The 19,868-nt window shown below is 67.4% G+C and carries 21 protein-coding genes and 1 tRNA gene; 12 read left to right on the top strand and 10 right to left on the bottom strand.

The genetic code is table 11. The features are described from left to right. Positions 1–23 precede the first annotated feature (23 nt). From DFO45_RS22930 to DFO45_RS22905, 6 genes are all read left to right on the top strand, one after another. Positions 24–2,816, top strand: a complete 2,793-nt coding sequence (locus DFO45_RS22930; RefSeq protein WP_133866681.1) for a chemotaxis protein CheW — start codon at positions 24–26, stop codon at positions 2,814–2,816. Further along, positions 2,813–3,295: a chemotaxis protein CheW gene (locus DFO45_RS22925; RefSeq protein WP_012169193.1), complete on the top strand. Its 483-nt coding sequence runs from the start codon at positions 2,813–2,815 to the stop codon at positions 3,293–3,295. The genes DFO45_RS22930 and DFO45_RS22925 overlap by 4 nt, the downstream gene beginning before the upstream one ends. A 28-nt stretch (positions 3,296–3,323) precedes the next feature. Continuing rightward, a complete protein-coding gene (locus DFO45_RS22920) occupies positions 3,324–3,707 on the top strand; it encodes a response regulator (protein ID WP_012169194.1) in 384 nt (127 codons plus the stop codon). Continuing rightward, on the top strand, positions 3,704–4,942 hold the full coding sequence (locus DFO45_RS22915) for a chemotaxis response regulator protein-glutamate methylesterase (protein WP_133866680.1): 1,239 nt from the start codon (positions 3,704–3,706) through the stop codon (positions 4,940–4,942). Before DFO45_RS22920 ends, DFO45_RS22915 begins: the two co-directional genes overlap by 4 nt. Further along, positions 4,942–5,790, top strand: a complete 849-nt coding sequence (locus DFO45_RS22910; protein ID WP_173362988.1) for a protein-glutamate O-methyltransferase CheR — start codon at positions 4,942–4,944, stop codon at positions 5,788–5,790. Before DFO45_RS22915 ends, DFO45_RS22910 begins: the two co-directional genes overlap by 1 nt. Positions 5,791–6,042: 252 nt before the next feature. Next, on the top strand, positions 6,043–7,377 hold the full coding sequence (locus DFO45_RS22905) for a globin-coupled sensor protein (protein WP_043878840.1): 1,335 nt from the start codon (positions 6,043–6,045) through the stop codon (positions 7,375–7,377). Between the two features lie 99 nt (positions 7,378–7,476). On the opposite strand, the gene DFO45_RS22900 is transcribed toward DFO45_RS22905, so the two are convergent. Continuing rightward, on the bottom strand, positions 7,477–8,121 hold the full coding sequence (locus DFO45_RS22900) for a hypothetical protein (protein WP_133866679.1): 645 nt from the start codon (positions 8,119–8,121) through the stop codon (positions 7,477–7,479). A 1-nt stretch (position 8,122) separates the two neighbouring features. After that, positions 8,123–8,392, bottom strand: a complete 270-nt coding sequence (locus tag DFO45_RS22895; RefSeq protein ID WP_133866678.1) for a hypothetical protein — start codon at positions 8,390–8,392, stop codon at positions 8,123–8,125. 434 nt (positions 8,393–8,826) lie between these two features. Here DFO45_RS22895 and DFO45_RS22890 point away from each other — a divergent pair, with 434 nt between their 5' ends. Further along, the gene (locus DFO45_RS22890; protein WP_012169199.1) at positions 8,827–9,426 is read left to right on the top strand and encodes a glycosyltransferase; all 600 of its coding nucleotides are present in this window, start codon (positions 8,827–8,829) and stop codon (positions 9,424–9,426) included. 142 nt (positions 9,427–9,568) lie between these two features. Next, positions 9,569–9,642, top strand: a tRNA-Gln gene (locus tag DFO45_RS22885). 88 nt (positions 9,643–9,730) lie between these two features. Here DFO45_RS22885 and DFO45_RS22880 read toward each other — a convergent pair. The 3 genes from DFO45_RS22880 to DFO45_RS22870 form a co-directional block, all read right to left on the bottom strand. After that, positions 9,731–10,093 (bottom strand): hypothetical protein, encoded by a 363-nt coding sequence (locus DFO45_RS22880; RefSeq protein WP_043878841.1) that lies wholly within the window; start codon positions 10,091–10,093, stop codon positions 9,731–9,733. 203 nt (positions 10,094–10,296) lie between these two features. Then, the gene (locus tag DFO45_RS22875; protein ID WP_133866677.1) at positions 10,297–10,536 is read right to left on the bottom strand and encodes a hypothetical protein; all 240 of its coding nucleotides are present in this window, start codon (positions 10,534–10,536) and stop codon (positions 10,297–10,299) included. 427 nt (positions 10,537–10,963) lie between these two features. Next, positions 10,964–11,239 carry a KGG domain-containing protein gene (locus DFO45_RS22870; RefSeq protein WP_043878843.1) on the bottom strand — a complete coding sequence of 92 codons (276 nt, stop codon included), beginning with the start codon at positions 11,237–11,239 and terminating at the stop codon, positions 10,964–10,966. A gap of 259 nt (positions 11,240–11,498) precedes the next feature. On the opposite strand from DFO45_RS22870, the gene DFO45_RS22865 reads away from it, so the two are divergent. Both DFO45_RS22865 and DFO45_RS22860 read left to right on the top strand, forming a co-directional pair. Then, positions 11,499–12,566 carry a YeiH family protein gene (locus DFO45_RS22865; protein ID WP_133866676.1) on the top strand — a complete coding sequence of 356 codons (1,068 nt, stop codon included), beginning with the start codon at positions 11,499–11,501 and terminating at the stop codon, positions 12,564–12,566. 19 nt (positions 12,567–12,585) lie between these two features. Beyond that, positions 12,586–13,470, top strand: coding sequence for a LysR substrate-binding domain-containing protein (locus tag DFO45_RS22860; RefSeq protein WP_012169203.1), 885 nt, complete (start codon positions 12,586–12,588; stop codon positions 13,468–13,470). A 48-nt stretch (positions 13,471–13,518) separates the two neighbouring features. On the opposite strand, the gene DFO45_RS22855 is transcribed toward DFO45_RS22860, so the two are convergent. The 3 genes from DFO45_RS22855 to DFO45_RS22845 form a co-directional block, all read right to left on the bottom strand. Continuing rightward, a complete protein-coding gene (locus DFO45_RS22855; RefSeq protein ID WP_133866675.1) occupies positions 13,519–14,208 on the bottom strand; it encodes a fumarylacetoacetate hydrolase family protein in 690 nt (229 codons plus the stop codon). Positions 14,209–14,350: 142 nt separating this feature from the next. After that, complete coding sequence (gene msrA / locus DFO45_RS22850; RefSeq protein ID WP_133866674.1) at positions 14,351–15,007, bottom strand: peptide-methionine (S)-S-oxide reductase MsrA; 657 nt, start codon at positions 15,005–15,007, stop codon at positions 14,351–14,353. A 64-nt stretch (positions 15,008–15,071) separates the two neighbouring features. Beyond that, positions 15,072–15,386 (bottom strand): hypothetical protein, encoded by a 315-nt coding sequence (locus DFO45_RS22845; protein WP_043878844.1) that lies wholly within the window; start codon positions 15,384–15,386, stop codon positions 15,072–15,074. Between the two features lie 213 nt (positions 15,387–15,599). On the opposite strand from DFO45_RS22845, the gene DFO45_RS22840 reads away from it, so the two are divergent. Further along, complete coding sequence (locus DFO45_RS22840; RefSeq protein WP_012169207.1) at positions 15,600–16,109, top strand: GNAT family N-acetyltransferase; 510 nt, start codon at positions 15,600–15,602, stop codon at positions 16,107–16,109. Positions 16,110–16,265: 156 nt separating this feature from the next. Then, positions 16,266–16,799, top strand: a complete 534-nt coding sequence (gene ppa, locus DFO45_RS22835) for an inorganic diphosphatase (protein ID WP_012169208.1) — start codon at positions 16,266–16,268, stop codon at positions 16,797–16,799. 43 nt (positions 16,800–16,842) lie between these two features. On the opposite strand, the gene DFO45_RS22830 is transcribed toward ppa, so the two are convergent. Together DFO45_RS22830 and DFO45_RS22825 are read right to left on the bottom strand one after the other, a co-directional pair. Then, a complete protein-coding gene (locus DFO45_RS22830) occupies positions 16,843–17,067 on the bottom strand; it encodes a hypothetical protein (RefSeq protein WP_133866673.1) in 225 nt (74 codons plus the stop codon). A 90-nt stretch (positions 17,068–17,157) separates the two neighbouring features. Next, on the bottom strand, positions 17,158–19,857 hold the full coding sequence (locus DFO45_RS22825) for a nitrate reductase (RefSeq protein WP_133866672.1): 2,700 nt from the start codon (positions 19,855–19,857) through the stop codon (positions 17,158–17,160). Positions 19,858–19,868 lie beyond the last annotated feature (11 nt).

Here is a 19,868-nt window from a genome sequence, read left to right as displayed (position 1 = left end):
ATGCCAGCCCGCTGGAGTGACAGATGGATGATCTGCTGCGCGAGTTTCTGACGGAAACCAACGAGAGCCTCGACGTGGCTGACGTCGAGCTCGTCAAGTTCGAACAAGATCCGAATAATGCTCAGATCTTGAACAACATTTTCCGTCTGGTCCACACCATCAAGGGCACCTGCGGCTTCATCGGCCTGTCCCGCCTCGCGGCGCTTGCGCATGCGGCCGAGACGCTGATGGACAAGTTCCGCGAAGGCGCGCCGGTGACCACGGATGCGGTGGGCCTGGTGCTCCAGACCATCGACCGCATTAAGGAACTGCTGGCCGAGCTCGAGGCGCGCGGCGGCTCCGAGCCGGAAGGGTCCGACCAGGACCTCATCGGGCAGCTCGAACTCATGGCCGAGAACGCCCACAACGCGCCGGTCGCGGTTGTCGAGGCGCCCAAGCCCGCCGCGCCTGCGGCGCCTGCCGGTTTCGGCGGCCAGCTGGAGCGTGATCTGCTGCCGGGCGAAATCCCGCTCGACGAGCTGGAGCGCATCTTCCGCGAGACCGAGGTCGAGAAGCCGGCCGCCAAGAAGAAGGAAGTCGCGGTCAGCGAGCCGGCCAAGGCCGCGCTGCCGGCGACCGCCAAGAGCACCGCTCCGGCCACCACGGCTCCGGCGCCCGCTCCGGCCGCCGCTGCTCCGGCCCCGGCGCCCTCCACCGCGGTGGCGCGCAAGCCCGCCGAGGATGAGCACAAGGCGGCCCCCGCCGCGCGCGGCGACGATCACGCCGGCAGCGTCTCGTCCCAGTCCATTCGCGTGAACGTGAGTGTGCTGGAACACCTGATGACCATGGTCTCCGAGCTGGTGCTGACCCGCAACCAGTTGATGGAGATCGCCCGTCGCCAGGAAGACTCCGAATACAAGGTCCCGCTGCAGCGCCTGTCCAACGTGACGGCGGAGCTGCAGGAAGCGGTCATGCGGACCCGCATGCAGCCGATCGGCAATGCCTGGCAGAAGCTGCCGCGCATCGTCCGCGATCTGGCGCAGGAACTGGGCAAGCAGATCGAGCTGGAGCAGATCGGCGCCGAGACCGAACTCGACCGCCAGGTCCTCGACCAGATCAAGGACCCGCTCACCCACATGGTGCGCAACTCCGCCGACCACGGCCTGGAGATGCCCGAGGATCGCCGCAAGGCCGGCAAGCCGGAGAAGGGCACGATCCGCCTCTCGGCCTATCACGAGGGCGGCCACGTCATCGTCGAGATCTCCGACGACGGCAAGGGCCTCGACGTCGCGCGCATCAAGCAGAAGGCGCTCGACAACGGTCTCGCCACCGAGGCCGAACTGGCCAAGATGTCGGACCAACAGGTGTTCCGCTACATCTTCGCGGCCGGCTTCTCCACCGCCGCCAAGGTGACCAGCGTGTCGGGCCGCGGCGTCGGCATGGACGTGGTGCGCTCGAACATCGAGATGATCGGCGGCACGGTGGAAGTGCGCTCCAAGCAGGGCGCCGGCTCCACCTTCGTCATCAAGATCCCGCTTACCCTCGCCATCGTCCCGGCCCTCATCGTCGAGGCTTCGGGCGAGCGCTTCGCGGTGCCGCAGAGCGCGGTCATCGAGCTGGTCCGCGTGCAGCCCAATTCCGAGCATCAGGTCAAGCGCCTGAAGGAATCCCCGGTGCTGTGCCTGCGCGACAAGCTGTTGCCGATCGTGAACCTCGGCAAGCTGCTCGGCATGGCGCCGCAGGGCGAGGACAATCTGGACGACCTCCTCATCGCGGTGATGCAGGTGGGCAACCAGACCTTCGGCGTGGTGGTGGACGCGGTCTCCCACACCGAGGAAATCGTAGTGAAGCCCATGTCCTCGGTGCTCCGTCAGCTGCCGATGGTGTCGGGCTCGACCATTCTCGGCGACGGCCGCGTGATCATGATCGTGGACCCGGCGGGCCTTGCCCAGGTGGCGGCCAGCCCCGAAGAGGAGCGTTCCAACTTGGGTGCCGACGGTGCTGCCCATCTGCGCGACCAGGGGGCGACCACCTCGCTGCTCCTGCTGCGCGCCGGCAACAACGACATCAAGGCGGTGCCGCTCTCGCTGGTCACCCGCCTCGAGGAGCTGGAGCTCGAGAAGGTCGAGACGGTCAACGGTCACCCGGTCATCCAGTACCGTGGCGCGCTGATCCCGCTGGTGCACGTGAACGACAAGGTGAAGCGCGCCACCACCGGCACGCAGCCCATGCTGATCTTCTCCGACGAGGGCAAGGTCATGGGTCTCGTGGTGGACGAGATCGTCGACATCGTCGAGGCCCGCCTCGACATGCAGCTCTCTTCCGATGCGCCGGATGCGCTCGGCGCGGCCATCATCGACGGCCAGGCGACCGAGATCCTCGATGTCGGCCACTTCCTGTCCATCGCCTTCGGCGACTGGTTCGAGCGGCATGACAGCGAGAAGCAGACGAGCTTCGGCAAGGTGCTGCTGGTGGATGACAGCCTCTTCTACCGCAACCTCATCGAGCCGGTGCTGAAGGGCACGGGCTATGAGGTCACCGCCTGCTCGTCCGGCCGCGAGGCGCTCGAGAAGATCGCCGCCGGCGCCCGCTTCGACGCGGTGGTCAGCGATCTGGAGATGCCCGACATGGACGGCTGCCAGCTGGCCCGCGCCCTGCGCGCGGATGCGGCGACCGCCCACCTGCCGATCATCGCCTTGTCGAGCGACCGTTCTTCGGAGAGCATCGAGCGGGCCCGCGTGGCCGGCTTCACTGACTACATCGCCAAGTTCGACCGTCCCGGTCTCATCGCCGCGCTGAAGGAATTCGCCGGCACTGCCCATGGAGAGGCGGCATGACCAGCACCAGTCTCGTCCTCGCACGACAGGAAAACACCGGCGCGGGCGCCCAGTATGTGACCGTCCGGATCGGGCCGCAGCTCTTCGGCCTGCCGATCGAGATGGTCCACGAGGTCTTCGTACCGGACCACATCACGCGGGTGCCGCTCTCGAACCATGAGATCGAGGGCGTCCTCAACCTGCGCGGCCGCATCGTGACCATGATCAACATGCGCAGCATGCTCGGCCTGCCGGCGCTTGAGGACACTCGCCGCATGGCGGTGGGCATCGAGCATCATGGCGAATCCTTCGGACTGATGATCGACGAGGTGGGCGAAGTGCTCGTCCTCGATCCGGCCCGTAAGGAGACGAATCCGACGAATCTCGATCCCCACTGGGCCGATATCGTCACGGGTGTCTATCGGCTGAAGGGGCAGCTCATGCTGGTCCTCGACGTTGACCTGGCGCTTGGCCGGCTCAACACGGCGCGCGCCGCCTGAGCGCCGCCTCGAATTTCAGGAGAGGAACATGAAGACCTGCCTAGTGGTGGATGATTCAGGCGTGGTGCGTAAGGTGGCCCGTCGCATCTTGGAGGATCTGTCCTTCAACGTGCGCGAGGCGGCCGACGGGCAGGCGGCTTTGAAGGCGTGCGAGGAAGCCATGCCGGACGGCATCCTTCTGGACTGGAACATGCCCGTCATGGAAGGCATCGAGTTCCTCGAACTCCTGCGCAAGACCGAGGGCGGCGACGTGCCGCGCGTGATCTTCTGCACCACCAACAACGACATCGAGCACATCACGCGCGCGATCGAGGCTGGTGCCAACGAATACATCATGAAGCCTTTCGATCAGGACATCCTGCGCGAGAAGCTTGAGGAAGTCGGTCTGCTGGAGAAGGCACCCGCTACATGAGCACTTCCGCGCCTTCAGCGGATACGGGAGCCGTCGAAGATCCGATCCGCGTGATGATCGTGGATGACAGTGTCTTCATTCGCGGAATCCTATCCAACTGGCTCGGGGAATCGCCAGACCTGCGGGTCGTCGCCACGCACGCCAACGGCCGCCGCGCCGTGGACGACGTGCAGAAGTCGCTGCCTGACGTGGTCATCCTCGACCTCGAAATGCCGGAGATGGACGGGCTTACGGCCCTGCCCCTCATCCTTGAGAAAAAGCCGAACACCGTTGTCCTGGTGGCCTCCACGCTGACCCGGCGCGGGGCGGAAGTCTCGCTGAAGGCGATGAGCCTCGGTGCGGCCGACTATGTGCCGAAGCCGGACGCCGGCCGCGGCATCTCGGCCGCCGACGAGTTCCGCCGCGACCTGACCGCGAAGGTGCGCAGCCTTGGACAGCGCGTGCGTCGCCGTGGCAGCCTGCCGCGCGTGATGGCCGCTGCTGCCGCATCCGCGGCTGCGGCGCCTGTCGCAGCTCCGGCCACTGCGGGTGCGGCTGCGCCGGCACCGGCCCGGCCCGCGGCACCTGCGGCGGGAGCGGCTCCCGCGGCTCCGGTCTCGGCCTTCGCAAAGCCGAAGGTGAACGACAAGCGCCGGCCTTATTCCATGTCGCCGGTGACCGTGCTGGCGGTGGGCAGCTCCACGGGCGGGCCGCAGGCCCTCACGCGCCTGTTCACCGACATCGGGCCGTCCATCGCCAACGTGCCCGTGGTGATCGTGCAGCACATGCCGGCCACCTTCACCGCCATTCTCGCCGAGCACGTGGGACGTGCGGCGGGGCGTCCGGCGGCGGAAGGCATCGATGGCGAGGTGGTGAAGCCTGGCCACATCTATATCGCGCCGGGCGGCAAGCACATGGTGCTGGAGAAGTCCGGCAACGACAAGGTGATCCGCCTGCATGACGGGCCGCCGGTGAATTTCTGCAAGCCGGCCGTCGATCCGATGTTCGACACCGTTTCGGAAATCTACGGCCGCAACGCGCTGGCGGTCGTACTGACCGGAATGGGCAGTGACGGGGCCAAGGGCGCCGGCCGTATCGCCGATGCCGGTGGCAGCGTGATTGCGCAAGACGAAGAAACAAGCGTCGTTTGGGGCATGCCCGGTGCGACCGTCCAGATGGGGAACGCCTCCGAAGTTCTCTCCATCGCAGACATCGGCCGCAAGGTGTCTCGCTTGCTGACGGGAGGACGGGCATGATCAGCGCCGCCGACTACGAATTCTTCAAGAAGTACCTGAAGCAGCACTCCGGTCTGATCCTGTCGGACGACAAGCACTATCTGCTCGAGAGCCGCCTCGTTCCCCTGCTGCGCAAGTTCGAGATCGCCGATTTCGGCCGCCTCGCGGCGGTGCTGCGGGACAATTCCTCGTCTGCCGTGGCCGAGGCCGTGATCGAGGCGATGACCACGAACGAGTCGCTGTTCTTCCGCGACAAGACCCCGTTCGAGGTCTTCACCAGCATCATGCTGCCGAAGCTGCACGCCGCCCGCTCGCCGAGCGCGCCCCTGCGCATCTGGTGCGCTGCCGCCTCGACGGGGCAGGAGCCCTATTCGCTGGCGATGACGCTGAAGGAAAATCCGCATCTCGTCGGCTCGCGCCGGGTGGAGATCTTCTGCACGGATCTGTCGAACGAGGTTCTGGAGCGGGCCGCCTCCGGCCGCTACAACCAGTTCGAGGTCCAGCGCGGCCTGCCGATCCAGATGCTGATGAAGTACTTCAAGAAGGTCGACGACATGTGGGAGATCTCTCCCCAGTTGAAGACCATGATGACCTTCCGCAAGTTGAACCTGCTCAACCCGTTCGTGGGCCTCGGCACGTTCGACATCGTGTTCTGCCGCAACGTGCTCATCTATTTCGATGCGCCGACCAAGACCGACATCCTGAACCGGCTCGCCAAGGTGACGGCGGCGGACGGCTATCTGGTGCTCGGCGGTGCGGAGACGGTGATGGGCCTCGGCGACGCCTACAAGCCGCTGCCCAACCAGCGCGGCTTCTATGTGCCGAACGTTCCGGCCGCTGCGGCGCCGGCGGCCATGGCCTCCCGCTGACGGGAACATAAACCCAAGGATAGCGGCCCCGGCGGACAGTCGGGGCCGTTTTTATTTGCGCAACTGATTATTTGAGGCTCATCTTACCTGTGGATGACGCACGCGACGCCATCCTCGCGAAAGCGTGGCCGTACAGCATGGGGCGCCCGTTAAGAAAAAGGTGCGGGCGGATCGGACGCGTCGTCAGCTTTTGCGCGTCCTGACCGGGAGGAACTCGCCGCACCACCGCGTGCCGCGAAACGGGATGGTCCCATGACACAAGAAAGTCTGAGCCAGCGTCTGAATTTCATCGGCATGGACAAGGCCCTTCAGGCCAGCCTGCGCGAGGCGCGCGATCTGGTGGTCGCCGCGATGCCGAAGATCCTGGATGGCTTCTACGACCACCTGATGACCTATCCGGACATGGCCCGGATGTTCCCCACGGCCGCCGTGCGCGCCCACGCCAAGGCGATGCAGATCAAGCACTGGGGCGTGATCCTCGATGGCCGGTTCGATGCCGCCTATGTGGAATCCGTCACCCGCATCGGCCAGACACATGCCCGTCTCGGCCTTGAGCCCCGCTGGTACATTGCGGGCTATGCCCTTCTTCTGAGCGGCCTCGTCGCCGCCATCGAGACCGGCTTCAAGGCCGGTCGCTTCGACCGCACGGCGCCCGAACGGAAGGCGCGGCTGATCGAGGCGGTCATCACCGCCGCCCTGCTGGATATGGATTTCGCCATCTCGGTCTATCTCGATGCCGGCATCAAGGCGAAGCGCGAGACCCTCGATCGGGTTGGCGCGGCCTTCCGCAGCATCGTGACGACGGTTTCCGACGCCGCCGCGCATCTGGAGACCACGGCGGCCTCGCTGGCCGACACGGCGCAGAGCACGCGCGCGCTATCGTCCGCCGTCGCCTCTTCCTCCGAGCAGGCCTCGTCCAACGTGCAGTCGGTGGCGACGGCCTCCGACGAACTGGCCGCCTCCATCAACGAGATCAGCCGCCAGGTGCGGGAATCGAGCCGCATTGCCGGTGAGGCGGTGGAGCAGGCGCAACGCACCGATGAGCGCATCCGCGAGCTCTCCAGCGCCTCGGCGCGCATCGGCGATGTCCTGAAGCTCATCACCGCCATCGCGGAGCAGACCAATCTCCTCGCGCTCAACGCCACCATCGAGGCGGCGCGCGCGGGCGAGGCGGGGCGCGGCTTCGCGGTGGTGGCGCAGGAAGTGAAGGCGCTCGCCTCTCAGACGGCCAAGGCCATCGAGGAGATCGGCGGCCAGATCACCTCCATGCAGTCGGCGACGCAGGACAGCGTGTCGGCGGTGAAGGAGATCGGTCACACCATCGAGCGCCTCGCCGGCATCTCGGAAACCATCGCCCATGCGGTGGACAGCCAGACCGAGGCAACGTCCATGATCACCGCCAATGTGGCGCGCGCCGCCGTGGGCACGGAGGAGGTGGCGACCGCCATCGCCTCGGTGCGGACCCAGGCGGTCAACACCGGATCGGCGTCCGAGGAAGTGCTGGGCTCCGCCCGGATGCTGAGCTCGGAAAGCCAGAGGCTGAACGAGGAAGTGGAGACCTTCCTGAAGACCATCGATGTGGTCTGACGGACAGCCTTCTTTCGGACGCGGCTGATCTCTGCTTCGCCGCGTCCCTCCTGACGCTCCGGCCGGCCTTGCGCCGGCCGTTTGCGTTTCAGGGGTGTGTTAGATGCCCCGGTCGCGGGGCTTGGGCCCGGAGAAGCGGATGAGCAGCGGGCGAGAGGAGATGATCGGCCCGAAGCGGCTCGTCACCGGCAGGGGCAGGCACTTGTCGAGGCTGGTCAGGGCCGCCGCCACGAACTCCTTCTGCTCCGCAATGGTGCCCGGCAGCTTGGAATAGCTCGCCACCGGCTTGCCCTTCAGATTGCCCTTGTGGTCCAGCGCGAAGCGCAGCGTCATCTCCGCCCCTTCCGGCCCTGGAACGGGATCGAGGCAGGTGGCGAAGGCGGCGTCGAATTCCTTCCAGTTGTCGATGGGCTTCTGCGGCGGCGGGAGGGCGGGCGGGGCGCTCTCCGCCTGGTTCTGCTCAGGCGGCAGCGGCGGTTCGGGCGTGCGGATCCGCGGCGTCGTCGGCGGCGTTGCCTTCGCGGAGGGCATCATGTCCGCCGGCAGGTCCCCCGCCGTCGCCAAACGTGCGCCTGTCATCCCGCGCACGGCCATCTGCACGTCAGATGCCGTCGCCTCGGGCGCGGCGGACGCCGCCGCCCCGACGGTGAGCATCAGATAAAGAGCCGCCGTGCCGGCAAGGCCGGCGGGGAGAGACATCAGGTGGGAGGGCAGGCGAAGCGAGGCGGCGGCGCGGGAGGTCATGTCAGTTCGTGGTCCGCAGGGGAGGAGGCGAAGGCGGCAGTGTCCCCTGCTCCAGGTGGTCCGCCACTTCCGTGAGGGCCTGGGCGAGCGCGCGCAACTGCTCGGCATTGGCCGAGATCTGCACCGCGGGCAGGGGGAGGCCGGGGCGCGGCTTGCCCACTTCGAGGCGCAGGCCGCCGGCCGTTCCATCAAAAAGCGCGGTCGTGAAGCCCTGCAGCGGCCACACCTTGAGGCGGCCGTTTTCGTCCTTGTCCCAGTCGTCGAATTGCATGTCTGAGCCTTCCGATGTCGGGATGGACCTGAGGTCATCGCGAGAGACGCGGAGCCACGGGGGAGGTGAGCACCGGAAGGCCCGCTGCGCCGCGCGCTGGAACGCGCATGCGCCAGGGACAAGTGCGGCTCCGACCGGGCGGATGCCCGGGTGTGGAACCCTTGCCTGTGCGGGGTTTCGTTGCATCGACCGGCCCGCCGCGCCGTCCGAGCGGGCGGAATGTGCGCCCGAAATCCGCGTTCGACAATCGCCTTTTGCGGTTCTGGTCTAGGAGATGTGAACAGTGGGGCCAGCGCGCCACACCCCTCCCTTTCGCCCTGTCGTCTGCAACCCTTGATGGCTCTTGTGCGGTGCGGCAATCAGGTGCGTCCGCGTATCGACGAACATGACCGTCAACGCTATAGCTGGATACAGTCGGGGAGCAGGTTGCGCCGTTGATTTCCGTCATCATTCCCACCAAGGATTCGGAACGTGAGCTCGTGCCGGTGCTCTCCGCGCTGGTGGCCGGCGTGACCGCAGGCATCCTGCGCGATGTGATCCTGGTGGATGGTGGTTCTGTCGACGAGACCGCCAAGATCGCCGATGCGGCGGGCTGTCTCTTCATTCCCTCGGTCAATGATCCCGGCCTGCGCATGAAGCAGGGCGCGCAGCATTCGCGCGGCCGCTGGCTCCTGTTTCTCGGCGCCAATGCCGTGCTGGCGGAAGGCTGGGCCCGTGAAGTGGGCGCTTTCCTCGAAACGGCGGAGCGGCGTGGCGCCGCCGATCGCATGGTCGCGACCTTCCGGCTCTCCGTGGACGGCTTTGGTCTGCGGCCACGCTTCGGCGAAGCGGTGGCGGCGGCCAAGCTTGCCGTTTTCGGCCGTCCCAAGGCGGGGCAGGGGCTGCTGATCAGCCGCAAGCATTATGAGCGCATCGGCGGCCATGCCGCTGGCGTTGCCACCGAACGGCGTCTGTTCAGCCGCATCCGGCGCCGAGACATGTACGTCTTTCAAAGCCGTGTGATGCTGGCGGAAGCGGATGTATCCGCGCCCTGACGGCGCCTGTGTAAAACTCTCGGCTCCCCTCTGGACCCGCCGCAGTGAATTGCGTATAGAAGCGCCCTCGCCGCCGGATAACGGTGGCGCCGCTTCCAAACGGGCGGGGCGAAGCCGGAATGCCGGTGCGAGCCAAATCGCTTGGGGGATAGTTCAACGGTAGAACCGCGGACTCTGACTCCGTTAATCCTGGTTCGAATCCAGGTCCCCCAGCCACTGTTTTTGCATCACGACACATCGATATCGGCGGGCTTGTCGTTCTGTCGTTACGTCTGCTCCGGACCGCCGGTGCTGTCGCTCGCGCCTATTCCCCCGTGGGGATGACCTCGACGGTGGTCCAGAGAGGGCGGCCGGTGTCGGAGAGATTGTACTGCGCTTCGGCACGGTAGCGCGTGCGGCGGACGGTGCTGCCCGGGCCGGCGAAATCGATATAGCCGTTCACGATGAATTTCTGGTGCTCGGGGTCGTGCCACACGGTGGTGCTGGGACCCGGGCAGGGCTCGAGTTGGGCGCGCTCGGAGAAGCGCTCGGCCACCTTGGCAAGGATGGCCGCGCAGGCGTCCGCGGCCGAGGCGTTGATGCGGAAGGCCGCGTCGCTGGCTTGGGGCGCAGGTTCCTTGGTGCTCGCCGGGCCCTGCAGATAGAAGCTGGCCGCAACTGCAAGCATCGCAACGGTCGCTGCCGCAAGCCCGTAAGAGCCCTTGCCCATCCCCACGTGTGCCGCCTCAAACCACGGTTGATGCCTGTTCATACCGCTTGCCCCTTGATCCGCCAACCTTTCCGGTTGGTCTGAGGGCCTGATGGATGCGGAGGTGGTATGCGCTGGCGTCGGGCGTATCGCCCGACAGCCTGTTCTCTGGAAGGCCCGGCTCAGGCGGCGTGCAGCATCACGCCGGGCGCCGTGGCACGCACGGCCTCGATCCAGGTAGTAATCGCCCGCCAGGCGCGGGCCTGCAGGTCGGGGCTGGCGGCAGCCTCGACCTGGTCCACGAGCAGTTCGCAATATTCGGTGAGAGGGTGCTGGAGGCCGCGCACCAGAGCGACGGCATCGTTCAGCGTGCGCAGGACGTGGCGGCGGCCATCGATCCAGATGTGGAGGGACGTCTGCATGGGCGCGTTCGCTTCTCTGTTCATTGCTTGATCCCCGTATGGACCGCGGTAGACGGCGAGCGTCGCCGGCGATCCGCGGCAGAAACGCGAAACCTGCGGATGGGTTCCATGGCTTCCGATCACGCTTTTGAAATCCGGCGGCACGCGGCTGGGCCGTATCTCTTTACAGTTCCGCCTGAACCCGCGAGGCGGCACGGAGGATATTTCCGCCAATTCAGGATTGAGACAAATCAATTATTCTTGGGAATTGGCATTGGCGGGATCATAGAGTGAGTGGCTTCTTGTATCAATTTCAAGTTTTTGTGCGATTGCTTGTTTGAATTGTGCAAATGCGAGAAAGCGGGCCGGAGCGTTGCTCCGGCCCTGTGTCTTGGTTGCTTGGGGGGCGGTCGGGCGGATGGCCGTAGCCTCAATCCGTCTCAGACCGTCAGCTCTGGCCGCCCTTCCGGCCCGCCTCGGAGGCGAGGTCGTGGTCCTGCGAGAAGGAGCGCTTTTCGTCCGGCACCGACTGGCCACCCTTGCGTCCGGCTTCCGCCGCCCGCTCGGGGTTCTGCGCGAAATTGCCGGAACCGCCCTGCTGGCCCATGTTGCCGCTGGACTGGCTGTGCTGCTGCGTGGACTGGCCGCCCTTGCGGCCGGCTTCGCTGGCCTTCTCGCGATCATTGGCGAAGTTGCCGGAGCCGCCCTGCTGATTGTTGGCCATGAATGCCTCCCGTCTTTGATGCTCCCCAGCCACCAGACAACGGGTCTAGCGGGAGCCTGTTCCCGGGAATGCGTGCGTTTCACGTCAATCTTCCGGCCCGATGCGCCCGGCTCAAGCTCATGATGCAGTGCAGGAATTCGGCCCGGAGCGTGGCGGGAGGTCATGCTCATTCAAATGAAAATATTGATTGATTGTAGAAAAATAACTCCATTGATTGATGATCGAAAACGACGATGCTGGAGGGCGGAAGGATCATCCCATGTCGCTCAATTCCCCCATCCCCGCTCCCGCCGCCGAAGGCCGCCCGTCGTTTCTCTCGCGCCTGCAGGTCACGCATCTCGCCCCCGGTCTCGCGCTGTCCGCCGGCCTCGTCGCGATCGCCTATCTCCTGCGCACCGTGCTGAACGTGCCGGCGCTGAGCCCGCTGGTGGTCGCCATCTTCCTCGGCATGGCGTTCCACAATTTCATCGGCACGCCGAAGCGGGCCGTGCCGGGCGTGAAGTTCGCCATGCGCCGGGTGCTGCGCGGGGCCATCGTCCTGCTGGGTCTGCAACTCACCTTCACGCAGGTGCGCACCGTTGGGCTGGATGGCATGGCCATCGTAATCATCACGCTCGTCTCCACCTTCTTCGTCACCCGCTGGCTCGGGCGGCGGATCGGTGTGGAAGCCGGCCTGTCGGAGCTGATCGCAGCGGGCACGTCGATCTGCGGTGCTTCCGCGGTGATCGCCACCAATACGGTGACCCGCGCCTCCGATGAGGATGTGGCCTATGCGGTGGCGTGCGTGACGGTGTTCGGCTCGCTCTCCATGTTCCTCTATCCGGTGCTGGCGCCGCTCACGGGCTTTGACGCCCATGCCTATGGCCTGTGGGCGGGCGCCTCCATCCACGAGATCGCGCAGGTGGTGGCCGCCGCCTTCCAGGGCGGGCAGTCGGCCGGCGAGTTCGGCACCATCGCCAAGCTCAACCGCGTCATCCTGCTGGCCCCGCTGGTCCTCGCGCTCGGCTTCGCCGCTGCCCGCAAGGCCCGCGCCTCGGGCCACGGCGGCAAGGTGGAGGCCCCGCCGGTGCCGTGGTTCATCCTCGGCTTCCTCGCGATGATCGTGGTGAACAGCTTCGGCCTCGTCCCGGCCTCCGTCACCAGCACGGTCGCCCCCATCACCACCATGCTGCTGGCCGTGGCGCTGGCGGCGATGGGACTGGAGACGGACGTGCGCAAGCTCAAGGCCCGCGGCTGGCGGCCTCTTGCCCTCGGCACCGCCTCGTGGCTGTTCATTTCCGCCCTCAGCTTCGGCCTCATCTGGCTGTCGCCCCGGCTGTTCGGATAAGGGGCGCGAGAGAGGCGCGATGACGCTCGATCAGCTCAAGGTCTTCGTGGCGGTCGCGGATCATCTTCACATGACCCGCGCCGCCGAGGCGCTGCACATGACGCAATCGGCCGTCAGCGCCTCCATCGCCGCCCTCGAACAGTCCTGCGGACAACCCTTGTTTGACCGGGTCGGCCGGCGGATCGAACTCACCGCCGCCGGCCGCCTCTTTGTGGGAGAGGCGCAGGCCATCCTGAAGCGGGTGGCGCAGGCGCGCGATGCGCTCTCGGACCTCGCGGGCCTTGCGCGCGGCACCCTCACTCTCCACGCCAGCCAGACCATCGCCAATTACTGGCTTGCCCCGCGCATGAATGCCTTCCACGCCGCCCATCCGGGCATCCGGCTGGAGCTTGGCATCGGCAACACCACGCAGGTGGCGGCGGCGGTGCGGGACGGACTGGCGGACCTCGGCTTCGTCGAGGGCGAGGTGGAGGAGCCGCTCATCGTGCGTAGGCGCGTGCCGGGCGATGAACTGGTGCTGGTGGCGTCGGCGGACGCGCCCTATGCCGATCTGGACACCCTCTCCGCGCACGACATCGCCGCCATGCCCTTCGTGCTGCGCGAGCCGGGCTCCGGCACCCGGCAGATGTTCGAGGCCGCCTGCCGCCGGCTGGGGGTGAAGCCGCAGGCGGTCACCATCGTCTTCGAACTGCCGTCCAACGAGGCGGTGCTGAGCGCGGTAGCGGCCGGGGCGGGGGCGACGGTGATTTCGCGGCTGGTGGCGGAAGCGGGCTTGAAGGCGGGGACGCTGAAGGCCCTGCCGCTCGCCCTGCCGCCGCGCAATTTCTATGTGCTGCATCATGGCGAGCGGGATCGCTCGCGGGCGGCGGAGGCCTTTGTGGGCTTCATCGCGCCGCCCAAATGAAAACGGCCCGCCACCGGGGCGGGCCGTCTGCTCATTGCTGCAACGCGCTCAGGCGAAGGTGACTTCCAGCTCGCCCACGTTGGCGACGCCGCCCTTCAGCACGTCGCCGGACTTCACCGGGCCGACGCCCGCGGGCGTGCCGGCGAAAATGAGGTCGCCGGGCTGGAGCGTGAAGAAGGTGGAGAGGGTGGCGATCATCTCAGGCACCTTCCAGATCATCTGGTTGAGGTCGCCGTCCTGCTTCGTCTCGCCATTCACCGAGAGCCAGATGCGGCCGGTGGACGGGTGGCCGATCTCGGACGCAGGCACGAGGCCGCTCGCCGGGGCGGACTGCTCATAGGCCTTGGCGATGTCCCATGGGCGGCCGAGCTTCTTCTGCTCCGCCTGAAGGTCGCGGCGGGTCAGGTCGATGCCGACCCCGTAGCCGAACACGTGGTCGAGTGCCTTCTCCACCGGGATGTCATCGCCGCCGGTCTTCAGCGCGACGATCATCTCGATCTCGTAATGCACGTCCTTGGTCAGCTTCGGATAGGGAATGGTCGAGCCGCTGGGGACGAGATTGTCGGGGTTCTTCTGGAAGAAGAAGGGCGGCTCGCGGTTCGGGTCGTGACCCATCTCGATGGCGTGGTCGGCGAAGTTGCGGCCGACGCAATAGATGCGGTGAACCGGAAAGAGCGCATCCGTGCCCTTCACCGGCAAGGTGGGGACAACGGGGGCGGGAATGACGAAGCTGGCCATGGAGGGCTCCTCGATAGACGCTCCCGCTTAGAGCAAGTCGCCGTCGGTTTGAAGCCGATTAAGCCGTATCCGCCGCTTCAAATGCCTGAAATCACACGGCCGTAGCGTAAGAGGGCGCCCGGCTCGGCCGGGCGCCCGATGCTCACTGGGCCGCGACGCCCACCCCGATGGGGCAGGAAACGCCGGTGCCGCCAAGCCCGCAGTAGCCGCCGGGATTCTTCGACAGATACTGCTGGTGATAGTCCTCGGCGAAATAGAACGGCCCGCCGTCGATGATCTCGGTGGTGATGGGTCCGAAGCCCTTGGCCTTCAGCGCGGACCCGTAGCTTGCCTTCACCGCCTCGGCGACCGCCTTCTCCTGCGGGTCGCTCGTATAGATGCCGGAGCGATACTGCGTGCCCACGTCATTGCCCTGCCGCATGCCCTGCGTGGGGTCGTGGCTCTCGAAGAAGAGCTTCACGAGATCGGCATAGGAGATGACGGCCGGGTCATAGACCACCAGCACGCCTTCTGTGTGCCCGGTGCGGCCGGAGCACACTTCCTCATAGGTGGGATTGGGCGTGAGGCCGGCGAGATAGCCCACCGCCGTGACCCAGACGCCGGGCGTGCGCCAGAAGGCGCGCTCCGCGCCCCAGAAGCAGCCGAGGGCGAAGACCGCCGTCCGGAACCCATCCGGATAGGGGCCCTTCAGCGGATTCTGGTTCACATGGTGCAGGCGGGCGGTGGGAATGGCGTCGGGGCGGCCCTTGAGGGCGGTCTCGGGCGTCGGAAGGTCCAGGGGCTTCTTCGACCAGAACATGGCGCGCTCCTTTTGTGTTCGAGCGCAGATATGGGGTGCCGCCCGCGGTTCCGCGAGAGGCGCCTCAGGCGGCCTCGAAGGGCGAGCGCTCCCGCACACGGCCAATGGAGAGCAGCACGGCGCCCACGAGCCCCAGCAGGAAGAAGAGCGGCAGGTTCAGCAGCGGGGCGCCGACATGCGTCCAGAGGAAAGGTGACAAGGCCGTGAGCTTGGCCTGCGCAGCGTCATAGGTGCCGGGCGAGAGCGAGACCCACGCGCGATAGGCGGAGGTGTAGACGATATCCGAAGCGGCAATGGAGCGCGTGCCGTCCACGACCAGCGCCACGAAGGCCCCGGCCATGAGCCAGAAACCCAGGAAACGGAACAGGAACCGGATCATCGCGCCTCGCGTCCACGTGCCGGCGGTCCGCCGCCGACATCCCATCCTTAGATCAAGATGGGAGCGGCGGAAACTCTGCCGGTTCCAGCGGTAGCGGCCGGCCGTTGCGTTCGAGAAGGCGGCGGGATGTCGCTGCCGTCCTGCGGTGGATGCGGCCCTGCGCCGGACGCAAGGCTCTTGAAGAGCGCGGCCGTTCTTGCTTCCATGGACGGCATGACGACAGGCCTTATCGAGATCCGTCGGGCCCGGCCGCAGGACGCTCCGTCCCTTGCGGAGGTGCATGACGCGGCCTGGCGCACCGCCTATCGCGGCCTCATTCCCGGCCTCGAGCTGGAGCGGATGATCGAGCGGCGCGGGCCGAAATGGTGGCAGTCCGCCATCCGCCGGGGCAGCCGCATCTCCGTGCTGCTGGTGGGCGACGAGGTGGCCGGCTACACCAATTACGGCGGCAACCGCGCCAAGAACCTGCCCTTCGGCGGCGAGATCTACGAGATCTATCTCAAGCCCGTCTATCAGGGCCTCGGCTTTGGACAACGGCTGTTTTCGGCCGCGCGGCGCGATCTCTCGCTCGCCGGCCTGCCGGGCCTCGTGGTGTGGGCGCTGTCCGACAATCAAGGCGCCATCGGCTTTTACGAGGCCCTGGGTGGACAGGCGGTCGCAGCCTCCACCGAACGCTTTGGTGGAAAAGTTCTGGACAAAACGGCTTTCGGTTGGCAGCGGTAGCGCCGCCGGCGAGATCGGCGGTTCCCGAGGGCTGGATCCGGCCAGAGCACATCTGGCTGCCGCATTCACCTCATGTCTTTAACGCGAGCGCGGCGTGCGCCCCCCGGATGCGGGCGGCGCGGGGCGCGCTCCAGGCTGCAAGTGAGCGCAACACTCATGCGTATCGACGCGATTCCGGTCGGCAAGAACCCGCCCCATGAAGTGAACGTGGTGATCGAGGTTCCGATCGGCGGCGAGCCCATCAAGTATGAGATGGACAAGGATGCCGGTGCCCTGTTCGTGGACCGCTTCCTCTACACCGCCATGCGCTATCCGGGGAATTACGGCTTCATCCCGCACACCCTCTCGGGTGACGGCGATCCGTGCGACGTGCTCGTGGCCAACACCCGCGCCATCGTGCCCGGCGCCGTCATGTCCGTGCGTCCCGTCGGCGTGCTGCTGATGGAAGACGAGAGCGGCGTCGACGAGAAGATCATCGCCGTGCCCGGCCCCAAGCTCACCAAGCGCTATGACAAGGTGCTGAGCTACAAGGATCTGGCCGACATCACGCTCAAGCAGATCGAGCACTTCTTCGAGCACTACAAGGATCTGGAGCCCAACAAGTGGGTGAAGATCATCCGCTGGGGCGATGCCGAGGAAGCCCACAAGCTCATCCTCGAAGGCATCGAGCGGGCCAAGTCCAAGGCCTGAGCGTTCCGGCTGTCTCGTCCCTCTCCCGTGCGCGGGGGAGGGATCATTGCGGATCGGGCGGGGTCTTCGGCTTGCGCGGATGCGTGGAGGAGAAGGCGGCCGCCTGATCGGCATCGGCGGCGGGCGCTTCCGCCGTGCAGCGCGTGGTCGGCGGGCTGCCGCAGACCCGGCCGATATTGGCCCAGCCGACACATCGTCCGTCCGGCCCGCGATAACCGGGGCCACCCCGGCTTCCGCAGCCGCGTTCGGCCGCGACCGGCCCTGACATCATCACAATCGAGGCGGTGACAACCGCAAGCAATGCACGCTGAAACATGGCGTGCGTGTGCCATCGCCCGTGCCCGCTGTCGAGCGGGCGTCAGGCGGGGGCCAGCATGTCCCCGAGCAGCGCCTTCAGCTCCGGAAGGCAGGAGCCGCAATTGGTGCCCGCCTTGAGCCGCGCACCGATGGCGGCGGCATCATGCGCCCCCTCGCGGATGGCCTGCGCGATCGCGCCGCGCGGCACGCCGAAGCAGGCGCAGACCAGCGGCCCGCAGGCGGCCGCCCCATCCGAAGCGCGGCCGGAGAGCACGAGGCGCTGATCTTCCTCGGTGAGCGTGTCGCGTGCGAGCCGCTGCACCCACACATCCCAGGCCGGCACCTCGGCCTCCGGCGCCAGCACCAGAGCAAAGGCGAGCGCGCCTGAGGCGGTGAGGGCGGCGGCGCGATAATGGCCGCCCGCCGTGTCCGCCATGTCGCAGAAGCTGTCCGCAAGGCCAAGATCCTCGGCGAGGGCCTGCGCATAGGCGGCCCATGCGGCGACATCGACAGAGCCCGCGAGCCGCCAGCCGTGTCCACCCTCCAGCCGCGCGCGGGCAAAACCAAGGCCCGGCGGTGGCGAGACGCGGCTGCGGGCGAGCAGGAACCCCCGCGCGGGCGCGTCCACCGGCGCGAGGCGGGCCGGCGTCGCCTTCAGGTCCGGTTGGCCGGAGACGGGATCGGTGAGCGGATGCACCAGCGCGCCCACACGCCCGCCGGAGGAATTGGCCGCGCTCCAGTGGATGGGCGCGAACACTGTGCCGGGTCGCTGGCCCTCCTCGGTGCGCACCTCCAGCACGGCGCGGCCATGGGCGGTCTCCACCTGCGCCAGAGCGCCGTCGGTCAGGCCGGCGGCCCGCGCGTCGTCCGGATGCACGGTCACGAAGGGCGCTGGGATGTGGCTGCCGAGCCGGGGCGAGAGGCCCGTGCGGGTCATGGTGTGCCACTGGTCGCGGATGCGGCCGGTGTTGAGCAGCAGCGGGAAGTCTTCCGCCACCGGGGCCGGGGCGACGGGGGCGGGGGGCACGAAGCGCGCTCGGCGGGAGGCGGTGAAGAAGCCGCCGGTGCCGAACAGCCGTTCGGTGCCATGCGGCCCGTCCGATGCCGCGCGCACCGGCCATTGCACCGGGGCAAGGGTCTCATAGGCGGCGTCGGTGAGGTCCGCGAGACCGGAGAGATCGAAGTCGCGGGTGCCCTCATTCTCGAAGGCGGAAAGCGCGGCGTGCTCACGGAAGATGTCCGCTGGGCCGCGCCAGCCGAAGGCGTCCCCGTGGCCGAGGCGGCGGGCCACCTGCGCCAGCGCCCACCAGTCGGGCTTCGCCTCGCCCGCCGGGGCGAGGAAAGGGCGCTGGCGGGAGATGCGGCGCTCGGAATTCGTCACCGTGCCGTCCTTCTCGCCCCAGGCGACGGCTGGAAGCAGCACATGGGGCGCGCACCCGGCCGTATCGGTGCCGAGGACGTTCTCGGACAGCACGAAGAGATCGAGCCCGGCCATGGCGTGGCGGGCGGCGTCCGCACGCGGCAGGCTGACGGCGGGATTGGTGCCCATGACCCAAAGCGCCTTGATCTCTCCGCGCTCCATGGCGGCGAACATGTCCACCGCCTTCAGCCCCTCCGCCTGCGCCATGTGGGGCGCGCCCCAGAAGCGGCGCACGCGGTCCACTTCAGCGGGAGAGAAGCCCATATGGGCGGCCAACTGGTTGGCGAGCCCGCCCGCCTCGCGCCCGCCCATGGCATTGGGCTGGCCGGTGAGCGAGAACGGCCCCATGCCTTCGCGCCCGATGCGGCCGGTGGCGAGGTGGCAGTTGAGGATGGCGTTCACCTTGTCGGTGCCGCGCAGGGACTGGTTGACGCCCTGCGAATAGCAGGTCACCGCGCGCTCGGTGGCCCGGAACAGCGCGAAGAAGTGCGCCACATCCGCTTCGGCTAAGCCCGTGATGCGGGCGGTGGCGGCAAGGTCCGGCGTCTCTTCCCGCGCGGCCGCCAGCGTGTCCGCAAAGCCCTCGGTGTGCTGCGCGATGAAGGCCTCATCGAGTGCGCCGGTGTCCGCCAGATGCACCAGCAGGCCGGAGAACAGCGCCGCGTCCGTGCCGTGGGCGAGGGGCAGGAACAGGTCCGCTTCCTCGGCCGTGGTGGTGCGGCGGGGGTCGATCACCACGAGCTTCGTGCCGCGCGCCTGCCGCGCCGCTACCATGCGGCGGAACAGCACCGGATGGCACCAGGCGGTGTTGGAGCCTGTGAGGACGATGAGGTCGGCTTGTTCCAGATCCTCATAGGACCCAGGCACCGTATCCGAGCCGAAGGCCCGCTTGTGGCCGGCGACGGACGAGGCCATGCAGAGGCGCGAATTGGTGTCCACGTTCGCGGTGCCGAGGAAGCCCTTGGCGAGCTTGTTGGCGGCGTAATAATCCTCGGTGAGCAGCTGGCCGGAAAGATAGAAGGCCACCGCCTGCGGCCCATGCTCCGCGCGCACGCGGCGGAAGCCCTCCGCCACCCGGTCGAGCGCCGCATCCCACGTCACCCGCCGCAGATCGCCGGCGCCCTCGCGCATCATGGGATGGAGCAGGCGGGTTTCAAGCCCGATGGTCTCGCCCAGCGCCGCGCCCTTGGAGCACAGCCGGCCGAGATTGGCCGGGTGCGCGGCATCGCCCTCGATCAATGCGCCGCCGAGCCCATCGGGGGTGGCCTTCACGCCGCAGCCGACGCCGCAATAGGGACAGGTGGTCGATGTCGCCTGAGGCGAGGAAAGCGGGGCGTTCATGAGGCGCTGTC

Source organism: Azorhizobium sp. AG788 (assembly GCF_004364705.1).
Classification (GTDB): Bacteria; Pseudomonadota; Alphaproteobacteria; order Rhizobiales; family Xanthobacteraceae; genus Azorhizobium; species Azorhizobium caulinodans.
Note: the sequence above shows the minus strand (reverse complement) of the source record. Positions and strands in the feature narration are given on the sequence as shown.

Excerpts from the sequence above, each read along its gene's own strand:
- DFO45_RS22930 (WP_133866681.1), top strand. The coding sequence starts at position 24 with ATGGATGATCTGCTGCGCGAGTTTCTGACGGAAACCAACGAGAGCCTC.
- DFO45_RS22925 (WP_012169193.1), top strand. The coding sequence starts at position 2,813 with ATGACCAGCACCAGTCTCGTCCTCGCACGACAGGAAAACACCGGCGCG.
- DFO45_RS22920 (WP_012169194.1), top strand. The coding sequence starts at position 3,324 with ATGAAGACCTGCCTAGTGGTGGATGATTCAGGCGTGGTGCGTAAGGTG.
- DFO45_RS22915 (WP_133866680.1), top strand. The coding sequence starts at position 3,704 with ATGAGCACTTCCGCGCCTTCAGCGGATACGGGAGCCGTCGAAGATCCG.
- DFO45_RS22905 (WP_043878840.1), top strand. The coding sequence starts at position 6,043 with ATGACACAAGAAAGTCTGAGCCAGCGTCTGAATTTCATCGGCATGGAC.
- DFO45_RS22900 (WP_133866679.1), bottom strand. The coding sequence starts at position 8,121 with ATGACCTCCCGCGCCGCCGCCTCGCTTCGCCTGCCCTCCCACCTGATG.
- DFO45_RS22895 (WP_133866678.1), bottom strand. The coding sequence starts at position 8,392 with ATGCAATTCGACGACTGGGACAAGGACGAAAACGGCCGCCTCAAGGTG.
- DFO45_RS22880 (WP_043878841.1), bottom strand. The coding sequence starts at position 10,093 with ATGCTTGCAGTTGCGGCCAGCTTCTATCTGCAGGGCCCGGCGAGCACC.
- DFO45_RS22875 (WP_133866677.1), bottom strand. The coding sequence starts at position 10,536 with ATGCAGACGTCCCTCCACATCTGGATCGATGGCCGCCGCCACGTCCTG.
- DFO45_RS22870 (WP_043878843.1), bottom strand. The coding sequence starts at position 11,239 with ATGGCCAACAATCAGCAGGGCGGCTCCGGCAACTTCGCCAATGATCGC.
- DFO45_RS22865 (WP_133866676.1), top strand. The coding sequence starts at position 11,499 with ATGTCGCTCAATTCCCCCATCCCCGCTCCCGCCGCCGAAGGCCGCCCG.
- DFO45_RS22860 (WP_012169203.1), top strand. The coding sequence starts at position 12,586 with ATGACGCTCGATCAGCTCAAGGTCTTCGTGGCGGTCGCGGATCATCTT.
- DFO45_RS22855 (WP_133866675.1), bottom strand. The coding sequence starts at position 14,208 with ATGGCCAGCTTCGTCATTCCCGCCCCCGTTGTCCCCACCTTGCCGGTG.
- msrA (WP_133866674.1), bottom strand. The coding sequence starts at position 15,007 with ATGTTCTGGTCGAAGAAGCCCCTGGACCTTCCGACGCCCGAGACCGCC.
- DFO45_RS22845 (WP_043878844.1), bottom strand. The coding sequence starts at position 15,386 with ATGATCCGGTTCCTGTTCCGTTTCCTGGGTTTCTGGCTCATGGCCGGG.
- DFO45_RS22840 (WP_012169207.1), top strand. The coding sequence starts at position 15,600 with ATGACGACAGGCCTTATCGAGATCCGTCGGGCCCGGCCGCAGGACGCT.
- ppa (WP_012169208.1), top strand. The coding sequence starts at position 16,266 with ATGCGTATCGACGCGATTCCGGTCGGCAAGAACCCGCCCCATGAAGTG.
- DFO45_RS22830 (WP_133866673.1), bottom strand. The coding sequence starts at position 17,067 with ATGTCAGGGCCGGTCGCGGCCGAACGCGGCTGCGGAAGCCGGGGTGGC.
- DFO45_RS22825 (WP_133866672.1), bottom strand. The coding sequence starts at position 19,857 with ATGAACGCCCCGCTTTCCTCGCCTCAGGCGACATCGACCACCTGTCCC.